Annotated in this window: 15 protein-coding genes; 6 read left to right on the top strand and 9 right to left on the bottom strand. The window is 69.6% G+C overall.

Annotation, left to right across the window (positions count from 1 at the left end; genetic code table 11):
- Positions 1–32: 32 nt before the first annotated feature.
- The 4 genes from ACK41C_RS01805 to ACK41C_RS01790 form a co-directional block, all read right to left on the bottom strand.
- Entirely contained in the window at positions 33–830 is a 798-nt protein-coding gene (locus tag ACK41C_RS01805) for a pseudouridine synthase (RefSeq protein WP_409649739.1), read from the bottom strand.
- A 100-nt stretch (positions 831–930) separates the two neighbouring features.
- Positions 931–1,452, bottom strand: a complete 522-nt coding sequence (gene infC / locus ACK41C_RS01800; protein WP_409649737.1) for a translation initiation factor IF-3 — start codon at positions 1,450–1,452, stop codon at positions 931–933.
- Positions 1,453–1,579: 127 nt separating this feature from the next.
- Complete coding sequence (locus tag ACK41C_RS01795; protein ID WP_409649733.1) at positions 1,580–2,548, bottom strand: glycosyltransferase family 9 protein; 969 nt, start codon at positions 2,546–2,548, stop codon at positions 1,580–1,582.
- Positions 2,545–3,711, bottom strand: a complete 1,167-nt coding sequence (locus ACK41C_RS01790; protein ID WP_409649730.1) for a glycosyltransferase family 4 protein — start codon at positions 3,709–3,711, stop codon at positions 2,545–2,547. The genes ACK41C_RS01795 and ACK41C_RS01790 overlap by 4 nt, the downstream gene beginning before the upstream one ends.
- An 82-nt stretch (positions 3,712–3,793) precedes the next feature.
- Here ACK41C_RS01790 and ACK41C_RS01785 point away from each other — a divergent pair, with 82 nt between their 5' ends.
- A complete protein-coding gene (locus ACK41C_RS01785) occupies positions 3,794–4,537 on the top strand; it encodes an alpha/beta fold hydrolase (RefSeq protein ID WP_409649727.1) in 744 nt (247 codons plus the stop codon).
- Between the two features lies 1 nt (position 4,538).
- The gene (gene chrA, locus ACK41C_RS01780; protein ID WP_409649724.1) at positions 4,539–5,906 is read left to right on the top strand and encodes a chromate efflux transporter; all 1,368 of its coding nucleotides are present in this window, start codon (positions 4,539–4,541) and stop codon (positions 5,904–5,906) included.
- Here chrA and ACK41C_RS01775 read toward each other — a convergent pair.
- The 3 genes from ACK41C_RS01775 to ACK41C_RS01765 form a co-directional block, all read right to left on the bottom strand.
- Positions 5,897–6,769, bottom strand: a complete 873-nt coding sequence (locus ACK41C_RS01775; RefSeq protein WP_409649721.1) for an SDR family oxidoreductase — start codon at positions 6,767–6,769, stop codon at positions 5,897–5,899. The genes chrA and ACK41C_RS01775 overlap by 10 nt on opposite strands.
- A gap of 3 nt (positions 6,770–6,772) precedes the next feature.
- Entirely contained in the window at positions 6,773–7,978 is a 1,206-nt protein-coding gene (locus tag ACK41C_RS01770; RefSeq protein WP_409649718.1) for an NAD-dependent epimerase/dehydratase family protein, read from the bottom strand.
- A 74-nt stretch (positions 7,979–8,052) separates the two neighbouring features.
- Entirely contained in the window at positions 8,053–8,922 is an 870-nt protein-coding gene (locus tag ACK41C_RS01765; RefSeq protein WP_409649715.1) for a UTP--glucose-1-phosphate uridylyltransferase, read from the bottom strand.
- Positions 8,923–9,081: 159 nt separating this feature from the next.
- On the opposite strand from ACK41C_RS01765, the gene ACK41C_RS01760 reads away from it, so the two are divergent.
- Positions 9,082–9,345 carry a hypothetical protein gene (locus ACK41C_RS01760; RefSeq protein ID WP_409649712.1) on the top strand — a complete coding sequence of 88 codons (264 nt, stop codon included), beginning with the start codon at positions 9,082–9,084 and terminating at the stop codon, positions 9,343–9,345.
- A 1-nt stretch (position 9,346) separates the two neighbouring features.
- Here ACK41C_RS01760 and glmS read toward each other — a convergent pair whose 3' ends face one another.
- Complete coding sequence (gene glmS / locus ACK41C_RS01755) at positions 9,347–11,164, bottom strand: glutamine--fructose-6-phosphate transaminase (isomerizing) (protein WP_409649709.1); 1,818 nt, start codon at positions 11,162–11,164, stop codon at positions 9,347–9,349.
- Positions 11,165–11,305: 141 nt separating this feature from the next.
- Between glmS and glmM the strand changes: the two genes are divergently transcribed.
- A complete protein-coding gene (glmM, locus tag ACK41C_RS01750; RefSeq protein WP_409649707.1) occupies positions 11,306–12,661 on the top strand; it encodes a phosphoglucosamine mutase in 1,356 nt (451 codons plus the stop codon).
- A gap of 4 nt (positions 12,662–12,665) precedes the next feature.
- Here glmM and ACK41C_RS01745 read toward each other — a convergent pair whose 3' ends face one another.
- On the bottom strand, positions 12,666–13,430 hold the full coding sequence (locus ACK41C_RS01745; protein WP_409649704.1) for a DUF6270 domain-containing protein: 765 nt from the start codon (positions 13,428–13,430) through the stop codon (positions 12,666–12,668).
- Between the two features lie 243 nt (positions 13,431–13,673).
- On the opposite strand from ACK41C_RS01745, the gene ACK41C_RS01740 reads away from it, so the two are divergent.
- Entirely contained in the window at positions 13,674–15,401 is a 1,728-nt protein-coding gene (locus ACK41C_RS01740; RefSeq protein ID WP_409649701.1) for a type I secretion system permease/ATPase, read from the top strand.
- Entirely contained in the window at positions 15,398–16,768 is a 1,371-nt protein-coding gene (locus ACK41C_RS01735) for an HlyD family type I secretion periplasmic adaptor subunit (protein ID WP_409649699.1), read from the top strand. The genes ACK41C_RS01740 and ACK41C_RS01735 overlap by 4 nt, the downstream gene beginning before the upstream one ends.
- Positions 16,769–16,908 lie beyond the last annotated feature (140 nt).

Raw genomic sequence — 16,908 nt, 5'->3', positions numbered from 1 at the left:
CCCGGCAAGCCCGAGTGCGACGGTCGGATTTTTCACCGTTCAGGTGTGTTCCGCGCGCCGCGGAGCGGCCCCGGCGGCGCGACGAGGGCCTCACGTTCGGCGGGTGTCAGCGGCCGCCAGCGCCCCTCCGGCAGGTCGCCGAGCCGCAAGGTCCCGATCCGCACGCGCAGCAGGTCGACCACCTTCAGCCCCACAAGGTCGCACATGCGGCGGATCTGGCGATTGCGGCCTTCCTTCAGCACGAAGCACAGGCGCTGGTCGCCGATCACGTCGACGCGGGCGCGCTTGAGCTGCCGCCCGTCCAACTGCAGGCCATACCGCAGAAGCCCCATCTTCTTCTCGTCGAGCGGGCCGGCTACGCGGACGCGGTACTCCTTCTCGAGGTCGGAGTCGGGGCCGATGATAGCTTTGGCCAGAACGCCGTCCTCGGAGAGGATCAAGAGGCCGCGGCTATCCATGTCGAGCCGCCCGAGCGGGGCAAGGCTGGCCTTCGGGCCGGGCGCTTCGCCGTCGCCCATCAGGTTCTTCGCCGTCAGCAGGCGGGCGGCGGGAGTCTGACCCGGCTCCGGCTGTCCGGAGACATAGCCCACAGGCTTGTTCAGCACGGCCGTGAAATGGCCGGCGAGCTTCTGCTGCGCGCGGTCGGCCAGGACGAGGGTCTGGCCCCTCTCGATCTTCCGGCCCGGATCCTCGACCCTTGCGCCGTCGATGGAGACCAGGCCCTCGGCGATCAGGGCCTCGGCTTCGCGACGGGAACAGACGCCGCTCTGGGCCAGCCAGCGGTTCACCCGCTGGGGTTCGGCTTCCTCATAGCGGCGCGTCCAGGGCATTGGGGGCTCCACGGGGCGCGGAGGTTCGGCGGCGCCCCCGCGCCGGAAATGCAAACGGCCGCCGGGAGAGGCGGCCGTTCAACCTCGTTTCGACGGCGCCTTAGCGCGGCGCCAGGATCATGATCATCTGGCGGCCTTCCATCTTCGGCTCGTACTCGACCTTGGCCACCGGCTCGAAGTCGGCCTTAACCTGCTGGAGCAGCTTCATGCCGAGTTCGGGGTGAGCCAGTTCGCGGCCGCGGAAGCGCAGGGTGACCTTCACCTTGTCGCCTTCCTCGAAGAAGCGGTGCATCGAGCGGGCTTTGACGTCGTAGTCGTGCTTGTCGATGTTGGGACGGAGCTTGATCTCCTTGATCTCCACCACCTTCTGCCGCTTGCGCGCCTCGTTCTTCTTCTTCTGCTCTTGGAACTTGAACTTGCCATAGTCCAGGATCTTGCAAACCGGCGGATCGGCGTTGGGCACGATCTCCACCAGGTCGAGCCCGGCTTCCTCGGCGGCCTCCAGGGCGGAGGAAGTCGGCATCACGCCCTGCTTCTCACCGTGCTGGTCGATGAGGAGGACGCGGGGAACGCGGATGTCGTCGTTGATGCGCGGACCGTCTTTGACGGGCGGCGCCTGCATGGGGCGGCGAATAGGCTTTTGCTCCGGATTTGTTCGAACGGCGAACGCGCCGGCCGCAGTTAAGCTCCGGAGCGTTCACAGCCAGTATATGACGAAGGGCCGGTGCGCGATCAAGGCGGCCGGCGTCTCAGGGTAGAAGAGCGTTCACCGCCTGCATCACTTCGGACACAGCCAGATCCGCCAGCCGGTCGGCCTGGAGGACGGCCACATGCCCGCGGGGCGCCGAGAGCGCCGGATCGGACGCCTTGGAGAAAAGCACCACGGTCGGCGCGCCGGCCGCGGCCGCCAGATGCAGCGGCCCGGTGTCGTTGCCGACCGCCAACGCCGCCTTGGCCCCCAACACGGCGATGCGGGCGAAGTCGGTGCGGCCGGTCAGGTCGCGGGCCTGGCCGACGTGCTTCTGGATCGCGCGGGCCACCGCGCTTTCCTGCGGGCCGCCGATGATGACGATGTCGAAACCGCGGTCGTAGAGCGTCCGCCCCAGCTGGCCGAAATGGTCGGCGGGCCAGCGCTTGTCCAGCCGGTGGGCTGAGCCGCCGGGCACGAACAGCACATAGGGCCGGGGCGTCACGCCGCCCGAGACCGGCGGCGGCTTCGGCTGGCGCGCCAGGATCCAGGAGAGGTCCGGCGGCGGGGCCGATCCGGGCTCCGTCGGCGCGTCGGGCCAGATTCCGGCGTACTTCAGCTGGTCGGCGTGGCGCTCCAGCGTGTGCATCCGGTCGCGGTCGGGATTGGCGTGGCGCAGGGCGCAGCCGAACGCGTTGCCGGACCACTCTGGGGGGAAGGGCCAGAGGGAATAGAAGATCCGCGCCGACTGGGCCGAGGTCTGCAGATCGTAGACCCGGTCGTACCGCGCCGCCTTCAAGCGCCGCCGCAACTCGAGCCAGCCGGAAAGGCCTTCCGGCCGCCCGTCGATCTCCACGGCGTTGAAATAGGGGCAGGACCTGGCCAGCGCCTCGAAGGGCGGCGTGGTGAGCAGGGTGATGTGCGCCTTCCGGTGGGCCTCGCGGATCTTGCGCATGGCCGCCAGCGCCAGGACGAAGTCGCCCAGCGCCGACAGCTTGATCACCAGCACCTTGCGGATCTGGCCGCTCATCTGGCGCGGGCTTCCAGCACCCGGGCGTAGGCGGCGAGCGTCGCTTCGCACATGGCGTCGACGGAATAGAGCCGTCGGGCACGGTTGGCGGCCGCCTGGCCCATGGCCGCAAGCCGCGCATGGCCGACGTCGATCGCCTTGGCGATGGCGAGCGCCCACGCCTCGGGATCATCCACCGGGACGAGCCACCCAGTCTCGCCCGACACCACCGTCTCAGTCGTCCCGCCGTGGTCGGAGGCGAGCACCGGCTTGCCCATCACCTGGGGCTCCACGGCGGCGCGGCCGAAGCTCTCCGGCTTGGTGGTCGGCAGCATGGCGATGTCGCAGACGAGATAGGCGGCCGGCATGTCGTCGCAGTGGCCCACGAGCTTGACCTGCTCTTCCAGCCCCGCCGCGACGATGGCGCGCTCCACCTCGTGGCGGTACTCGATCCGGCCTTGGTCGTCGCCGGCGAAGAGGATCAGGAAGTCGCGGCGGCCTCGCGCCTTCAGCCGCGTGGCCGCCTCCACGATCATCAGATGGCCCTTGATCCGCGTCAGGCGGCCGGCGAGCAGCAGCTTCATCCGCCGGTCGGCGGGGTCGAGTCCCCAGGCGGCGCGCAGGTTGTCCACCCGATCGGGCGTCACCCAGCTTGGGGTGAAGCGTTCGAGGTCGACGCCCCGGGGAATGGTGACTAGCTTGTCGGGGTCGACCCCGTGCTCGGCCAGGATGTGATCGCGGGTGTAGTCGGAATTGGCGATCACCAGGTCGCCGCGGGTCATGACCGCGTTGTACCAGCGCTTCAGCCCGCTCTTCGCATTGTAGACGCCGTGATAGGTGGCCACGAACGGCGTGCCGGTGGTCTGGGCCGCCCAGAGCGCGGAAAAGGCCGGGGCCCGCGACCGGGCATGGACGATGGACACCTTCTCCCGCCGGATCAGGTCGACAAGCCGGGCGGCGTTGCCCAGCATCACCAGCGGATTCTTCGTCTGCACCGGCATCTGGGCCAGGCGCCCGCCGTCGGCCTCCAGCCGCGCGGCCATGCGTCCCCCCCGGGTGGCCACCAGCGCCTTGCCGCCGGCGCGGACGACGGCTTGCGCCACGTCGATGGTGGTCTGTTCGGCGCCGCCGGTGTCGAGCTCCGGCACCACCTGCAGGAGCGTGAAGTCTGGGGGCAAGGTCACGCGCCCTCATTAGCGTACATCAAAATTTGGTAAAGGCGCCTCGCGGCTGACGCGAACCACGCGGGCGCGTATGAGCGTTCGAATGACTGAGGCGAACGGATTCCTGGCGCGCCCAGACGGCGCGCGGCTGGCCTGGCGCGCGACGCCCGGCGTCGGCCCTGCGGTGGTGTGGCTGGGCGGCTTCCGCTCTGACATGGCCGGGACCAAGGCCCAGGCGCTCGCCGACTGGGCGCTGGCGGCGGGACGGTCGTATGTGCGCTTCGACTATTTCGGCCACGGCGAATCGGAGGGCGCCTTCGAGGCCGGCACGATCACCCGTTGGCGGGAGGACGCGCTGGCGGTGATCGACGAGCTCACGGAGGGGCCAGTAGTCCTGGTCGGTTCCTCCATGGGCGGCTGGATCGCGTGCCTGGCGGCCATGGCGCGGGCCGAAAGGGTGAAGGCCATGGTGCTGATCGCGCCAGCCCCCGACTTCACCGAAAAGCTGATGGCGCCGGAGATGTCGGATGAGGCCAAGGCTGAAATGGCGCGCACCGGCGTGTGGATGCGGCCGTCGGACTATGGCGATCCCTATCCGATCACCCGCGAGCTCCTGGAGGACGGCGCCCGCTGGTCGATCCTCGATGCGCCCGTGAACGTGACGGCGCCCGTACGCATCCTGCAGGGCGGCGCCGATCCGGACGTGCCCTGGCGCCACGCGCTCGAGCTCGCCCAGAGTCTGAAAGGCGAGGACGTGGTCTTCACCCTGGTGAAGGATGGCGACCATCGGCTGTCCCGGCCGCAGGACATCGCCCGCCTGATCGCAGCCCTGGAAGAGGTTCTTTGACGTGACGGGCCGACCGGAAGCGCGGGGCGATCTCGCCTTACCCAGCTTCTGGCAGGCGACGCGCGTCTGGGCGCGGATCGGGCTTTTGAGCTTTGGCGGCCCGGCCGGCCAGATCGCCCTGATGCACAGGGTCCTGGTGGAGGAAACCGGCTGGATCGGCGAGCGGCGGTTCCTGCACGCCCTCAACTACTGCATGCTCCTGCCCGGGCCGGAGGCCCAGCAGCTGGCGACCTATATGGGCTGGCTGATGCATCGCACGGCCGGCGGGCTGGTGGCGGGCGGGCTCTTCGTCCTGCCGGGCGCCCTCGTCATGCTGGCCCTGAGCGCCGGATACGCGCTCTACGGCGCCACGCCGATCGCCGCTTCGCTATTCCTGGGGGTGAAGTGCGCGGTGCTGGCCATTGTGGCGCAAGCCCTGATCCGCGTCGGAAGCCGCGCCTTGAAGACCCGCGCGGCCCTCTGGCTGGCGGTGGCGGCCTTCGTGGCTCTCTACGCGCTCGACATCCCCTTTCCCCTGGTCATCGCGGCTGCCGCGCTGCTGGGCTGGCGCGCGCCGCACCTTGTGGGTCAGGCCGGTCACGGCGGCGAGGCCGACACCGACCAACGGGGGCTGGTGGACCGGGTGATCGCGACCGGAGGGGCGCGGCACCTCAAGCCTTCCCGCGGTCGGTCCCTGCGGATCCTGGCGGTGTGGCTGGTCCTCTGGCTCGCGCCCTTCGCCGCACTCCTCGCCGCGCTGGGGCCAGGCAGCATCTGGACGCAGCTCGCCGGCTTCTTCTCCACCATGGGCGTGGTGACCTTCGGCGGCGCATATGCGGTGCTTGCCTATGTGGCCCAGGCGGCGGTGGAGGCTTTCGGATGGCTCGCGCCCGGCGAGATGGCCGATGGCCTGGGCCTGGCCGAGACGACGCCCGGGCCTCTGATCCTGGTCTTGCAGTTCGTCGGCTTCCTGGCGGCCTATCGCGAGGCGGGGCCGCTGGATCCGCTCGTCGCCGGCGCCCTCGGCGCGCTCCTGACCACCTGGGTGACCTTCGCGCCTTGCTTCCTCTGGATCTTCCTGGGCGCGCCCTATGTGGAGGCGCTGCGCGGCCACCAGGCCGCCTCCGGCGCGCTTGCCGCGATCACGGCGGCCGTCGTGGGGGTGATCGCCAACCTCGCCCTCTGGTTCGCCCTCCACGTGCTGTTCCTAGAGGTGCGTGAGGTTTCCGTGCTCGGGATCGGGCCAGAGATTCCGGTGCTGGCCAGCCTCGACTGGCGCGCAGCGCTCCTGGCGACGGGCGCACTGGTCGCCATGCTGCGGTTCAAGGTCGGGTTGATCCCGACGCTGGCGGCCTGTGCGGCGGGCGGGCTGCTGCTAGGTCAGCTCTGAGCCGCGCGCTCGGCCTCCAGCACGGCCGCCAGTCCTTCGCGATAGGTGGGATAGGCTGGCCGCCAGCCCAGCTCGGCCTTGGCGCGGGCGTTCGAGACCCGCTTCGTCTCCGCATAGAACCTGCGGGCGGAGGGGGCGAGGGCGTCGAGGTTCAGCGGCTCTTCCGGCGGCGCGGGAAGGCCCAGCAGCTGCGCGGCATAGGCGATCACCTCGCCGTTCGGCGCCGGCTCGTCGTCGCACAGGTTATAGATCCCGCCCGCGCGTGGCCTGGCGATGGACGCCGCGAGCCCGGCCGCCAGATCCTCGACATGGACGCGGCTGAACACCTGGCCCGGCGCGGCGTAGCGGCGCGCGCGGCCCTCTCGTAGACGATCGAACGCCGAACGGCCCGGCCCGTAGATGCCCGGCAGGCGGTGGATCGTGACGGTCAGGCCCATGCCGCGACCGACCTCCAGCCAGTCGCGCTCGGCCGCGACGCGGCGGGCGCCTTCCAGCGAGACGGCCGCCAGGCGGCTCTCCTCGAACACCCAACCGCCGCCGCGGTCGCCATAAACCCCGGTGGTCGAGAGATAGCCGATCCAGTCGGGAAAGGCGCCGGCCCGCGCCAGGGCCGAGACGACCAGGGGCAGGGCGGGGCAGCCTTCCGGCCCCGGCGGCGCCGTGGCCAGCACCGCTTGGGCGTCCGCCAGGGCCTCCACCAGGCCGTCCCTGTCCGACGGGTCGACGGCGCGGCCGCCTTCGGCTTCGACGGCGGCGCGGGCCTGGGGATTGCGCGCCGCGGCGGCGAAGCTCCAGCCTTCCGCCCGCAGGCGCCGGGCGAGCGCCCCGCCGGAAAAGCCGTAGCCGAACACGAACAGCTTCAAGGTCTACTCCGCCGCCACGTCCAGCCCTGCGCCGGCGGCCCGGGCGCGCTCGGCGTTCCAGTGGGAGACGCAAGGGATCTTCGAGCGGTCGACCCGGTCGGCGTAGCGGCCGGCCACCTCGGCGATCTCCATCAGCAGGCCCTCGGCCAGGGTGATCGGCTCAAGGCCGAAGGCGAGCAGCCGCCGGTTCTCCACGGCCAGCTCGTTCTCGTCGGCCTCGGCGCGCGGATTGGGCAGGTGGGCGACCTCGGCGCCGGTGAGGCCGGCGACCAGGGCGGCCAGGTCGCGGACGCGATGACACTCGGTCATCTGGTTCATCACCATCACCCGATCGCCCCGGGCCGGCGGGTGGAGCAGGGCGAGCTCCACGCAGCGCACCGTGTCCTGGATGTTGATGAAGGCCCGGGTCTGCCCGCCCGCCCCATGCACGGTCAGCGGGTGGCCCAGGGCGGCCTGGATCAGGAAGCGGTTCAGGACCGTGCCGTAGTCCCCGTCATAGTCGAACCGGTTGACCAGCCGCGGGTCGAGCCGGGTCTCGGCCGTCTGGCAGCCCCAGACGATCCCCTGGTGCAGATCGGTGATCCTTAGGCCGTCATTCTTGGCGTAGAACTGGAAAAGCAGGGCGTCCTGGGTCTTGGTCAGGTGGTAGATCGAGCCGGGATTGGGCGGGTACAGAATCTCCTGCTCGGTCCAGCCGCCTGGCGTCTCCACCTTCACCGTCAGATAGCCCTCGGGTATCGCCGCGCCCGCCGTTCCGTAGCCATAGACGCCCATGGTGCCCAGATGCGCCAGGTGGATATCGAACCCGCTCTCCACGATCGCCGCCAGGACGTCGTTGGTGGCGTTCAGGTTGTTGTCGATGGTGTAGCGCTTGTGCTGCGCCGACTTCATCGAATAGGGCGCGGCCCGCTGCTCGGCGAAGTGGACAACGGCGTCGGGCCGGAACGTCTTCAGCAGCGCCAGCAGGCCCCCATAGTCCTTTCCGACGGTCAGCTCGTGAAAGCCGATCTCCCGGCCGGAGACCTCCCGCCAGGCCGCCAGCCGATCCGGCAGCTCCTGGATCGGCGTCAAGGACTGGACCCCGAGCTCGACGTCGATCCGCCGCCGGGACAGGTTGTCGGCCACGGCCACCTCGTGGCCGCGCGCTGAAAGATGCAGGGCGGTCGGCCAGCCGCAGAAGCCGTCGCCGCCCAGGACCAGCACCCGCATCGTGCTCTCCCTGGAGGAACCCCCCGATCGTTAGGGCTAACCCAGGCGCAAGCGTTTGCGAAGCCGTCCCGTTGCTAAAGCAGGGCTTCGATCGCCGAACGAGCGGCGTCGGCCAGGTCCGGCCGGCGTAGAGCAAAGGCGACGTTGGCGCGGAGCAGGCCGATCTTGTCCCCGCAGTCGTAGGTGGTCCCCTCGTACTCAAGGGCGTGGAAATCCTGGACTTTCATCAGCTCGGCCATCGCGTCGGTCAGCTGGATCTCGCCCCCGGCGCCTTTTCCCTGCCGCTCCAGAAGATCGAAAATCTCGGGCCGCAGGATATAGCGACCGGAGATGAACAGGTTCGAGGGCTCGGTCCCCGGGGCCGGCTTTTCGACCATGCCGGTCATGCGATTGAGCCGTCCCTCCTGGCCCTCGAGCGCGACGATGCCGTACTTGTGCGCTTCGCCTTCGGGGGCGGGCTCCACCACAACGATGTTGCCGCCGGTCTTCTCATGGGCGGCGATGGCCTGGGCGAGGGCGGGGGGCTCGGCCGCCATCAGCATGTCGGGCAGCATGACGGCGAAGGGCTCGTCGCCGACGATGTGCCGGGCGCACCAGACCGCGTGGCCCAGCCCCAGCGGCGCCATCTGCCGCACGAAGCTCATCTCGCCGGGCTTCGCCAGGTCCTTGCGCACCTCGGCCAGGATGTCGGCCTTGCCCTTGGCCTCAAGCGCGCCCTCCACCTCGGGATTGGCGTCGAAATAGTCCTCGATGGCGCCCTGGCCGCGCCCGACGATGAAGACGAAGTGCTCGATGCCCGCCGCGCGCGCCTCCTCCACCACATAGGAGAGGATCGGCCGGTCGACCACGTTCAGCAGGTTCTTGGGCGTGGTCTTGGCGCCGGGCAGCACCCGCGTCCCCAGACCCGCCACCGGCAGCACAGCTTTGCGCACGCGTTTCGTCATTCGGAACCTCCGTCGCGCCCGGCCTTAGCGGGCAAATGTTCGAATTGGATTACGGCGCGGCGCAAGCGCCCGCCCCCCGCATCGCGATCACGGGAATGGGAACTCACGGCGGCGTGAAGGGTTCACATCCCGCGGACGACAACCCGGAGGGACTTCCGAATGCGACTTCAACTTTTCGCCGCCGTCGGTGCGGCCACGCTTGCGCTCGGCCTGACCGCTTGCGGACAACCGGAGGAAACCACGCCGGCCGCCGACACCGCGGCGGCCGACGCGACGACCACCGATTCCATGGCCACCGTGCCGCCGGCCGATCCGATGGCGGCGCCCCCCGTCGATGGAACGGTCGTCCCGGCCGACCCGATGGCGCCGCCGGCCACCACCCCGCCGGCCACGGACACCACGACCACCCCGCCGTCGCCGTAAGCTACTCGACGGTCACCGACTTCGCGAGATTGCGCGGCTGGTCGACGTCCGCGCCCTTCTGGACGGCCACGTAGTAGGCCAGCAACTGGACGGGCGCGGAAAACACCAGCGGCGCGATCAGCGGGTCGCAGGTCGGCGCGACCACCACCTTGGCCCCTGCCGGGGCGTGGCGCGCGCCGGCCGCGTCGGTGACCAGCAGGATCGGCCCGCCACGGGCCATGACCTCGCTCATGTTCGACATGGTCTTCTCGAAGAGCGGGTCGGACGGCGCGATCACGATCACCGGCGTGGCTTCGTCGATCAGGGCAATCGGTCCGTGCTTCAGCTCGCCGGCGGCGTAGCCCTCGGCATGGATGTAGCTGATCTCCTTAAGTTTCAGCGCCCCTTCGAGCGCCAGGGCCGACATGGCGCCGCGGCCGAAGTAGAGCACGTCGCGGGCCTTGGCCAATTCGGGCGCCAGGGCGCGGATCTCGTCCTCGCTCTGGATGGATTCGGCGATCAGGCGCGGCGCTTCCAGCAGCACCTTCGAAAGCCTGGCCTCCTCGGCCGCGTCGATATGGCCGCGGGCGGCCGCGGCGGCGACGGCGAGCGCCGTCAGCGCGGCCACCTGGCTGGTGAAGGCCTTGGTCGAGGCCACCCCGATCTCCGGCCCGGCATGGGTCGGGAACAGCACGTCGGCTTCCCGGGCCATGGTGGACTCGTGCACGTTCACGATGGCCGCCGTCGTCAGACCCTGGGCCTTGCACCAGCGCAGGGCGGCCAGGGTGTCCGCCGTCTCGCCGGACTGGGAGACAGCGATGGCGAGCGTGCCCGGCGTCACCGGCGGCTCGCGGTAGCGGAATTCCGAGGCCACCTCGATGTCCACCGGCAGCCGCGCCAGGCGCTCGAACAGGTAGCGGCTGATCAGACCGGCGTAATAGGCGGTGCCGCAGGCGACGATCTGCAGGCGGTCGACCTTGGCGAAGTCGATTCCCCCGGGCGCCGTGGCGCGGCCTGAGACCGGGTCGATATAGGCCGAGAGCGTGTGCTGGCAGGCGTCCGGCTGGTCATGGATCTCCTTCTCCATGAAGTGCCGGTAGTTGCCCTTCTCCACCAGGGCGGCGGAGGCGGCGATGGTCTGGACCCGCCGCTCGGCGGGCCGGCCCGTCTCGTCGAAGATCCGGGCGCTCGCGTGGTCGATAGCGACATAGTCGCCCTCTTCCAGATAGGCGATCCGGTTGGTGAAGGGGCCGACCGCCAGCGCGTCGGAGCCGATGAACATCTCGCCGTCGCCGTAGCCGACCACCAGGGGGCTGCCCCGCCGCGCGCCCATGACGAGCTGGTCCTCGCCCTCGATCAGCACCGCCAGGGCGTAGGCGCCTGTCAGGCGGTCGAGGGTCGCCTTCAGGGCGGCCAGGGGGTCGGCGCCCTTGGCGAGTTCGGAGTCCATGAGCTGCGCGATGACCTCGGTGTCGGTGTCGCTTTCGAAGGTGCGGCCTTGCGCCTGCAGCTCCTTCTTCAGCTCGGCGAAGTTTTCGATGATGCCGTTGTGCACCAGGGTCACGCGCCCGGCCCTGTGCGGGTGAGCGTTGCGTTCCGAGGGCGCGCCATGGGTGGCCCAGCGGGTGTGGCCGATCCCCACCGTGCCGCGCAGGGGATCGGCGCTGAGCACCTCCTCCAAGGCGCGGATCTTGCCCTGGGCCCGGCGGCGGGCGACGCCCGCCCCGTCGTAACCCGCCACGCCGGCCGAATCGTAGCCGCGGTATTCCAGCCGCTTCAGGCTTTCGAGCAGGCGGTCCTGGACCTGGGTCTTCCCAACGATGCCGATGATGCCGCACATGGAGGATGGCCGTCCTTTGTGGAATGTCACGCCCGCGGCTAAACTTCCGCGCAGCGCGCCTTTAGCATTCGCAAACGCGGCGTCGACTAAATTGGGGTTTCGGATCGTTTCGCGGCTCCAGAAGGACCTTCGAGAACGCATATGACCAAGCGCGCCTATTTCGGCACCGACGGCATCCGTGGCCGGGCCAACAGCCATCCGATGACCGCGGAGGTCGCCCTCCGCGTCGGCATGGCCGCCGGCAAGCTCTTCATGTCCCAGGACGACCGCCGCCACCTGGTGGTGATCGGCAAGGATACGCGGCTTTCCGGCTATATGATCGAGCCGGCCCTTGTGGCGGGTTTCACCAGCGTCGGCATGGACGTGCGCACCCTCGGGCCGCTCCCCACCCCCGGCGTGGCCATGATGACCCGCTCGCTGCGGGCCGACCTGGGGGTGATGATCTCGGCCTCGCACAACGCCTATTCCGACAACGGCATCAAGCTGTTCGGCCCCGACGGCTTCAAGCTGTCCGACGCGCGCGAGGCGGAGATCGAGGCGCTGATGGATCAGGGGCTGCAGGAAGGCCTGGCCGGTCCCACCGACCTGGGCCGGGTGCGCCGCATCGACGATTCCCAGGCGCGCTACGTGGAGATCGCCAAGGCCACCTTCCCCAAGCGGCTGAACCTGTCGGGCATGCGGGTGGTGGTCGATTGCGCCAACGGCGCGGCCTACAAGGTCGCTCCCACCGCCCTCTACGAGCTGGGGGCGGAGGTGATCCCCGTGGGGGTGGCGCCCAACGGCTTCAACATCAACGAGGAGTGCGGCTCCACTCATCCGGAGGCGATGAGCCGGGCGGTGAAGGAATATCGCGCCGACGTCGGCGTGGCCCTGGACGGCGACGCCGACCGCCTCGTCCTCTGCGACGAGAAGGGCCAGATCGTCGACGGCGACCAGATCATGGCCCTGATCGCCGGCCACTGGGCCGAGCACGATCGGCTGACCGGCGGCGGGGTGGTCGCCACGGTGATGTCGAACCTGGGGCTCGAGCGGTTCCTCGCCGCTCGCGGTCTCAAGCTGGAGCGCACCCAGGTCGGCGACCGCTACGTCATGGCCCGCATGCGCGAGGGCGGCTTCAATCTCGGCGGCGAGCAGTCGGGGCACCTGATCCTGTCCGACTTCTCCACCACCGGCGACGGACTCCTGGCGGCCCTGCAGGTCCTGGCGGTGCTGAAGGAGTCGGGCCGTCCGATGAGCGAACTCGCCCGTCAGTTCGAACCCGTGCCGCAGAAGCTGGAGAACGTCCGTTTCGCCGGCGGCAAGCCGCTGGAGGCGGAAAAGGTGAAGGGCGCCATCGCCGAGGCCGAGCAGCGGCTGAACGGCTCGGGCCGCATACTGGTCCGCGCCTCCGGCACCGAGCCTCTGATCCGTATCATGGCCGAAGGCGACGACGAGAAGCTGGTCAACCAGGTGGTCCGCGAGATCGCCGGGGCGGTGAAGGCGGCAGCGGCGGCTTGACGATTCAGACGCCCAGCGCGCTCAGCTGGGCGAGGATCGTCTGGTAGTAGCCGGACGTGTAGTGGAAGGGGCTCAAGCCCCAGCGGTGCCCTTCGTCGGCGACCCGCAGCTCAGGCGCGGAGACCACGTGCACGCCCGGCACGGTGGCGACGAAACGGGCCTGATAGTCCTGCAGCATCGCGTTGTGTTCGCTTCGCCGGGCGGGGCGCCCTCCCCAGATTTCGGTTTCCTCGGGCAGCTCCCGGCGCCGCCCCCGGGCGTCCACATAGCGGTCGGCCCACTGGGCCTCGTGCAGGATGAGCTTCGCCTTGCGCAGGGGCGTCGCGAGGATGAAGTCCGCCAGTTCGCGCACGGCGTCCGCCCACAGTCGGCCGCAGGCCTGAGACAGCCGCGGGACGGGACGCGCCCGTCTCAGGCGAGGCGCCTCCAGATAGCCCGAAGCCTCCAACTCCCAGCTGTGGGCGACGAAGCCCCCGTCGGTCCGCAGGAGGTCGAAGCGCTCGTCGATGAAGTCGAAGACGATGTGGGTCGGCCGGTGGGCGACCAGCGCCGGCAGCGCGGTCTTGGTCAGGTCCGCGACCAACGCCCGGTGCTGTCCGGGCCGGAGGCCCGCGGGCGGCGCGGCCCGCGGGCGCAGGCCCTCGACCGACGGAGAGAACAGGCTGGGCAGGCTCGTACGCGATATATAGAGCAGGTTTTCCGGCGCCTCGCCGGCGAGCGGCCAGAGGTCGCGGGTGATGCAGCTCCCGACGATGGCGATCCTGGACAAGCCGCCTCCTTCGGCGCGCAAAGCGGTTCCGGCCTTCGCCTAGCACCGTCGGCCCGCCGCCGTCGAATCAACGCACGCGCGAATCGGCGTGGCCGATTGGGCCATTGACTTCGGGGCGCGCGGCAAGCATCTCTCGCACCCTTCGCGGAGGGTCCGGAGCGGCTCCGCCGCACAAACGTCAAAGTCGTAAGTCCTAGGGCTGGCGTGACTTTCCAGCCTCCGCGAGCGGAACGATCCCCACCGATGAAGATCTACAACCCGCTGGCGGCGCAACCGGACAATGTGCTGACGCGCGCGATCAAGGAAGGTTACGGCCCGCTGGGCGCCGCAGCCGTGTTCAGCCTGATCAGCAACCTGCTCTACCTCGCCCTGCCGATCTTCACCTTCCAGATCTACGGCCGGGTGATCACCTCCAACAGCATGGCCACGCTCCTGGTGCTGACGCTCGGCACGCTGGCGGTGTTCGCCATCTCCGGGGTGATCGACCACTATCGCGCCAAGGTGCTGATCAATTTCGGCCTGGTCCTCGACCAGCGCGTCTCCGGCCACGTGTTCTCGGCGCTGTTCGACAACGCCGTGCGCGGCAATCCCGCGGCGCGGTCCCAGGCCCTGCGCGACCTCGACACCTTCCGTCAGATGCTGACCGGGCCGGTGTTCGGCGCCTTCTTCGACCTGCCCTTCATCGTCCCCTTCCTGATCATCCTGTTCATCATCGACCCGATCATCGGCGTGGTGACGATCATCGGGGCCGTCGTGCTGGTCGCCCTGACGCTCGCCCAGGACCGCGCCACCCGGCAGCCGCTGCAGGAGGCCAACGACGCGGCTCTGCGCAGCTACGCCTTCACCGACGCGGCCCTGCGCAACAGCGAGGTGGTCCGGGCCATGGGGATGGTGACGCCGCTGGGCGGCCGCTGGGCCACCTTCCGGGCGGTCACCATGGAGAAGAGCAGCGGCGCCAGCGAGCGCGCCAGCACCCTCTCCAACGCCACCAAGTTCGCCCGCCAGGCGATCCAGGTGCTGATCATCGCCATCGGCGCCCTGCTGGTGATCGAGGGCAAGATCCACGCCGGCCTGCTGTTCGCCAACATGATCCTGGCCTCCCGCGCCCTGCAGCCGATCGAGCGGCTGGTGGGGTCCTGGGACGGCCTGGTCAACGGCACCCGCGCCTATCAGCGCCTGATGGGCCTGCTCGGCGTCTATCAGCCCGGCAAGGTGGCCACCAGCCTGCCGCGGCCGCTGGGCCAGCTGTCGGTGGAGGGCGTCAGCTTCGCCCCGCCCGGGGTCAATCGGCTGATCCTGCAGGGACTGAACTTCAAGATCGAACCGGGCGAGATGCTGGGCGTCATCGGCCCGTCGGGCGCCGGCAAGTCGACGCTCGCGCGCCTTCTGGCCGGCATCTGGAAGCCCAACGCCGGCCACGTGCGCCTGGACGGCGCCGACGTCTTCGCCTGGGACCGGGCGGAATTCGGGCGTCACGTCGGCTACCTGCCGCAGGACACCGAGCTTTTCTCCGGCTCGATCCGCGAGAACATCGCCCGCTTCCGGTCGGACGTGACCGACGAACAGGTGGTGGCGGCGGCGCAGCTCGCGGGCGTGCACGAGATGATCCTGCGCCTGCCGGAGGGCTATGAGACGGAGCTGGGCGAGACCGGCTTCGTGCTCTCGGCAGGCCAACGCCAGCGCGTCGGCCTCGCCCGCGCCCTTCTGGGGGACATTCAGCTCCTGGTGCTCGACGAGCCGAATGCGAGCCTCGACTCGGAGGGCGAGGACGCCCTCATGAACGTGCTCGACGTGATGAAGGCGCGCGGCGTCACCATCGTGGTGGTCTCGCACAAGCCCAACGTCTTCCGCGCCGCCGACAAGATGCTGGTCATGCGCGACGGCCGCATCGAGATGTTCGGCCCGCGCGAGCAGGTCATGGCCCGGGTGGTCCAGCCCGCGGCTCCGCGTCCGGTGGAGGCGCGCCGATGAACATGAACTTCAAGCCGCCCAAGCCCTATATCCGCCCGAGTTTCGAAGCGGGCGAGCCGGGCGCCCTGGACCCGGAGCTGAAGGCGCGGATGCGCCGGCCGATCGTGGTCGGCGCCTGGATCGTCGGGGTCTTCGTGCTGGGCTTCCTGCTGTTCGCAGCCGTCGCGCCGATCGATGCGGCGGTGATCGCGCCCGGCGTGGTGAAGGTGGAGGCCAGCCGCAAGGAGGTCCGCCACCGCGACGGCGGCATCGTGCGCCAGATCCAGGTGCGCGAGGGCCAGCAGGTGCGCCAGGGCCAACCGCTGATCGTACTGGACGACGTGCAGGCCAAGGCCTTGGTCGACGTGCTGCAGAACCAGTACGACACCTTCCTCGCCCAGAGCGCGCGCTTCCAGGCCGAAGGCTCGGGACGCCGCGCCTTCGACATGCCGCCCGAGCTTACCGCGCGGATGAACGATCCCCGGGTGGCCAACCTGGTGCGCGACCAGCAGTTCCTGTTCGCCTCGCGGCTGTCCTTCTACGACAGCCAGACCGACGTGCTGGGCCAGCGGGAGCAGCAGCTCCAGTCGCAGATCGTCGGCGTGCAGGCCCAGCTCGATTCCATCGACGAGCAGATCCGCCTGACCCGCGAGGAGCTGTCCGGCTACCAGACCCTCAACGAGAAGGGCTATGCGCCCAAGACCCTCATCCTGCGATACGAGCGCACCCTGGCCGACCTCGCCGGCCGCCAGGGCTCGCTGGTCTCCGAGATCAACCGCCTGCGCCAGCAGATGGGCGAGGCGCGCATGCAGCTCGCGGCCCTGCGCGACCAGCGCACCAGCCAGGCGGCCGAAGGGGTGCGCGAGATGCAGACCCAGCTCTCCGACGTGGGGCCCAAGCTCGCCGCGGCGCGGCAGGTGCTGGAACGCACCGTCGTCCGCTCGCCGGCCGACGGCTATGTGCTCAACCTCAGCCAGCACACCATCGGCGGGGTGGTCGGGGCGGGCGAGCTCGTCATGTCGGTGGTGCCGATCAACGAGCCGCTGATCGTCAGCGCGCGAATCAGGCCCATCGACATCGACCAGGTGACCACCGGCATGAAGGCCCGGGTCCGGCTCTCCGCGCTCAGCCAGCGGAAGGTTTCGCCGGTAGAGGCCGAGGTGATCAGCGTCTCGGCCGACCAGCTCGTCGACGAACGCTCCGGCGAGGGCTATTTCATGGCCGAGATTCGCATCCCGCCGCAGGAGATGGCGAAGCTGCCGGAAGGCGCGAAGGTGACGCCCGGCATGCCGGTGGAAGCGATGATCGTCACCGGAAAACGGACGATCCTTTCATACATCGTTAGCCCTATTACAGACACGGTTTCCAACGCTCTGCGGGAGGAGTGATTCGTCGCCCGCGGCGGAGGTTTTTGCTGTTGCGCATTTCACACGCTTCCGATACGTCTTCCTCGGGCTCGTTTAACCTTCGCCACGACCGTGTTATGGCGACGGGAAAGGACCGCTGGGACCGCTCCATTCGGGAAAAT

The organism is Phenylobacterium sp. (assembly GCF_046290725.1).
GTDB lineage: Bacteria > Pseudomonadota > Alphaproteobacteria > Caulobacterales > Caulobacteraceae > Phenylobacterium.
Note: the sequence above shows the minus strand (reverse complement) of the source record. Positions and strands in the feature narration are given on the sequence as shown.

What these genes read in the sequence shown, in the direction of transcription:
- ACK41C_RS01805 (WP_409649739.1), bottom strand. Translation starts at nt 830, where the DNA reads ATGCCCTGGACGCGCCGCTATGAGGAAGCCGAACCCCAGCGGGTGAAC.
- infC (WP_409649737.1), bottom strand. Translation starts at nt 1,452, where the DNA reads ATGCAGGCGCCGCCCGTCAAAGACGGTCCGCGCATCAACGACGACATC.
- ACK41C_RS01795 (WP_409649733.1), bottom strand. Translation starts at nt 2,548, where the DNA reads ATGAGCGGCCAGATCCGCAAGGTGCTGGTGATCAAGCTGTCGGCGCTG.
- ACK41C_RS01785 (WP_409649727.1), top strand. Translation starts at nt 3,794, where the DNA reads ATGACTGAGGCGAACGGATTCCTGGCGCGCCCAGACGGCGCGCGGCTG.
- ACK41C_RS01770 (WP_409649718.1), bottom strand. Translation starts at nt 7,978, where the DNA reads ATGCGGGTGCTGGTCCTGGGCGGCGACGGCTTCTGCGGCTGGCCGACC.
- ACK41C_RS01765 (WP_409649715.1), bottom strand. Translation starts at nt 8,922, where the DNA reads ATGACGAAACGCGTGCGCAAAGCTGTGCTGCCGGTGGCGGGTCTGGGG.
- ACK41C_RS01760 (WP_409649712.1), top strand. Translation starts at nt 9,082, where the DNA reads ATGCGACTTCAACTTTTCGCCGCCGTCGGTGCGGCCACGCTTGCGCTC.
- glmS (WP_409649709.1), bottom strand. Translation starts at nt 11,164, where the DNA reads ATGTGCGGCATCATCGGCATCGTTGGGAAGACCCAGGTCCAGGACCGC.
- glmM (WP_409649707.1), top strand. Translation starts at nt 11,306, where the DNA reads ATGACCAAGCGCGCCTATTTCGGCACCGACGGCATCCGTGGCCGGGCC.
- ACK41C_RS01740 (WP_409649701.1), top strand. Translation starts at nt 13,674, where the DNA reads ATGAAGATCTACAACCCGCTGGCGGCGCAACCGGACAATGTGCTGACG.
- ACK41C_RS01735 (WP_409649699.1), top strand. Translation starts at nt 15,398, where the DNA reads ATGAACATGAACTTCAAGCCGCCCAAGCCCTATATCCGCCCGAGTTTC.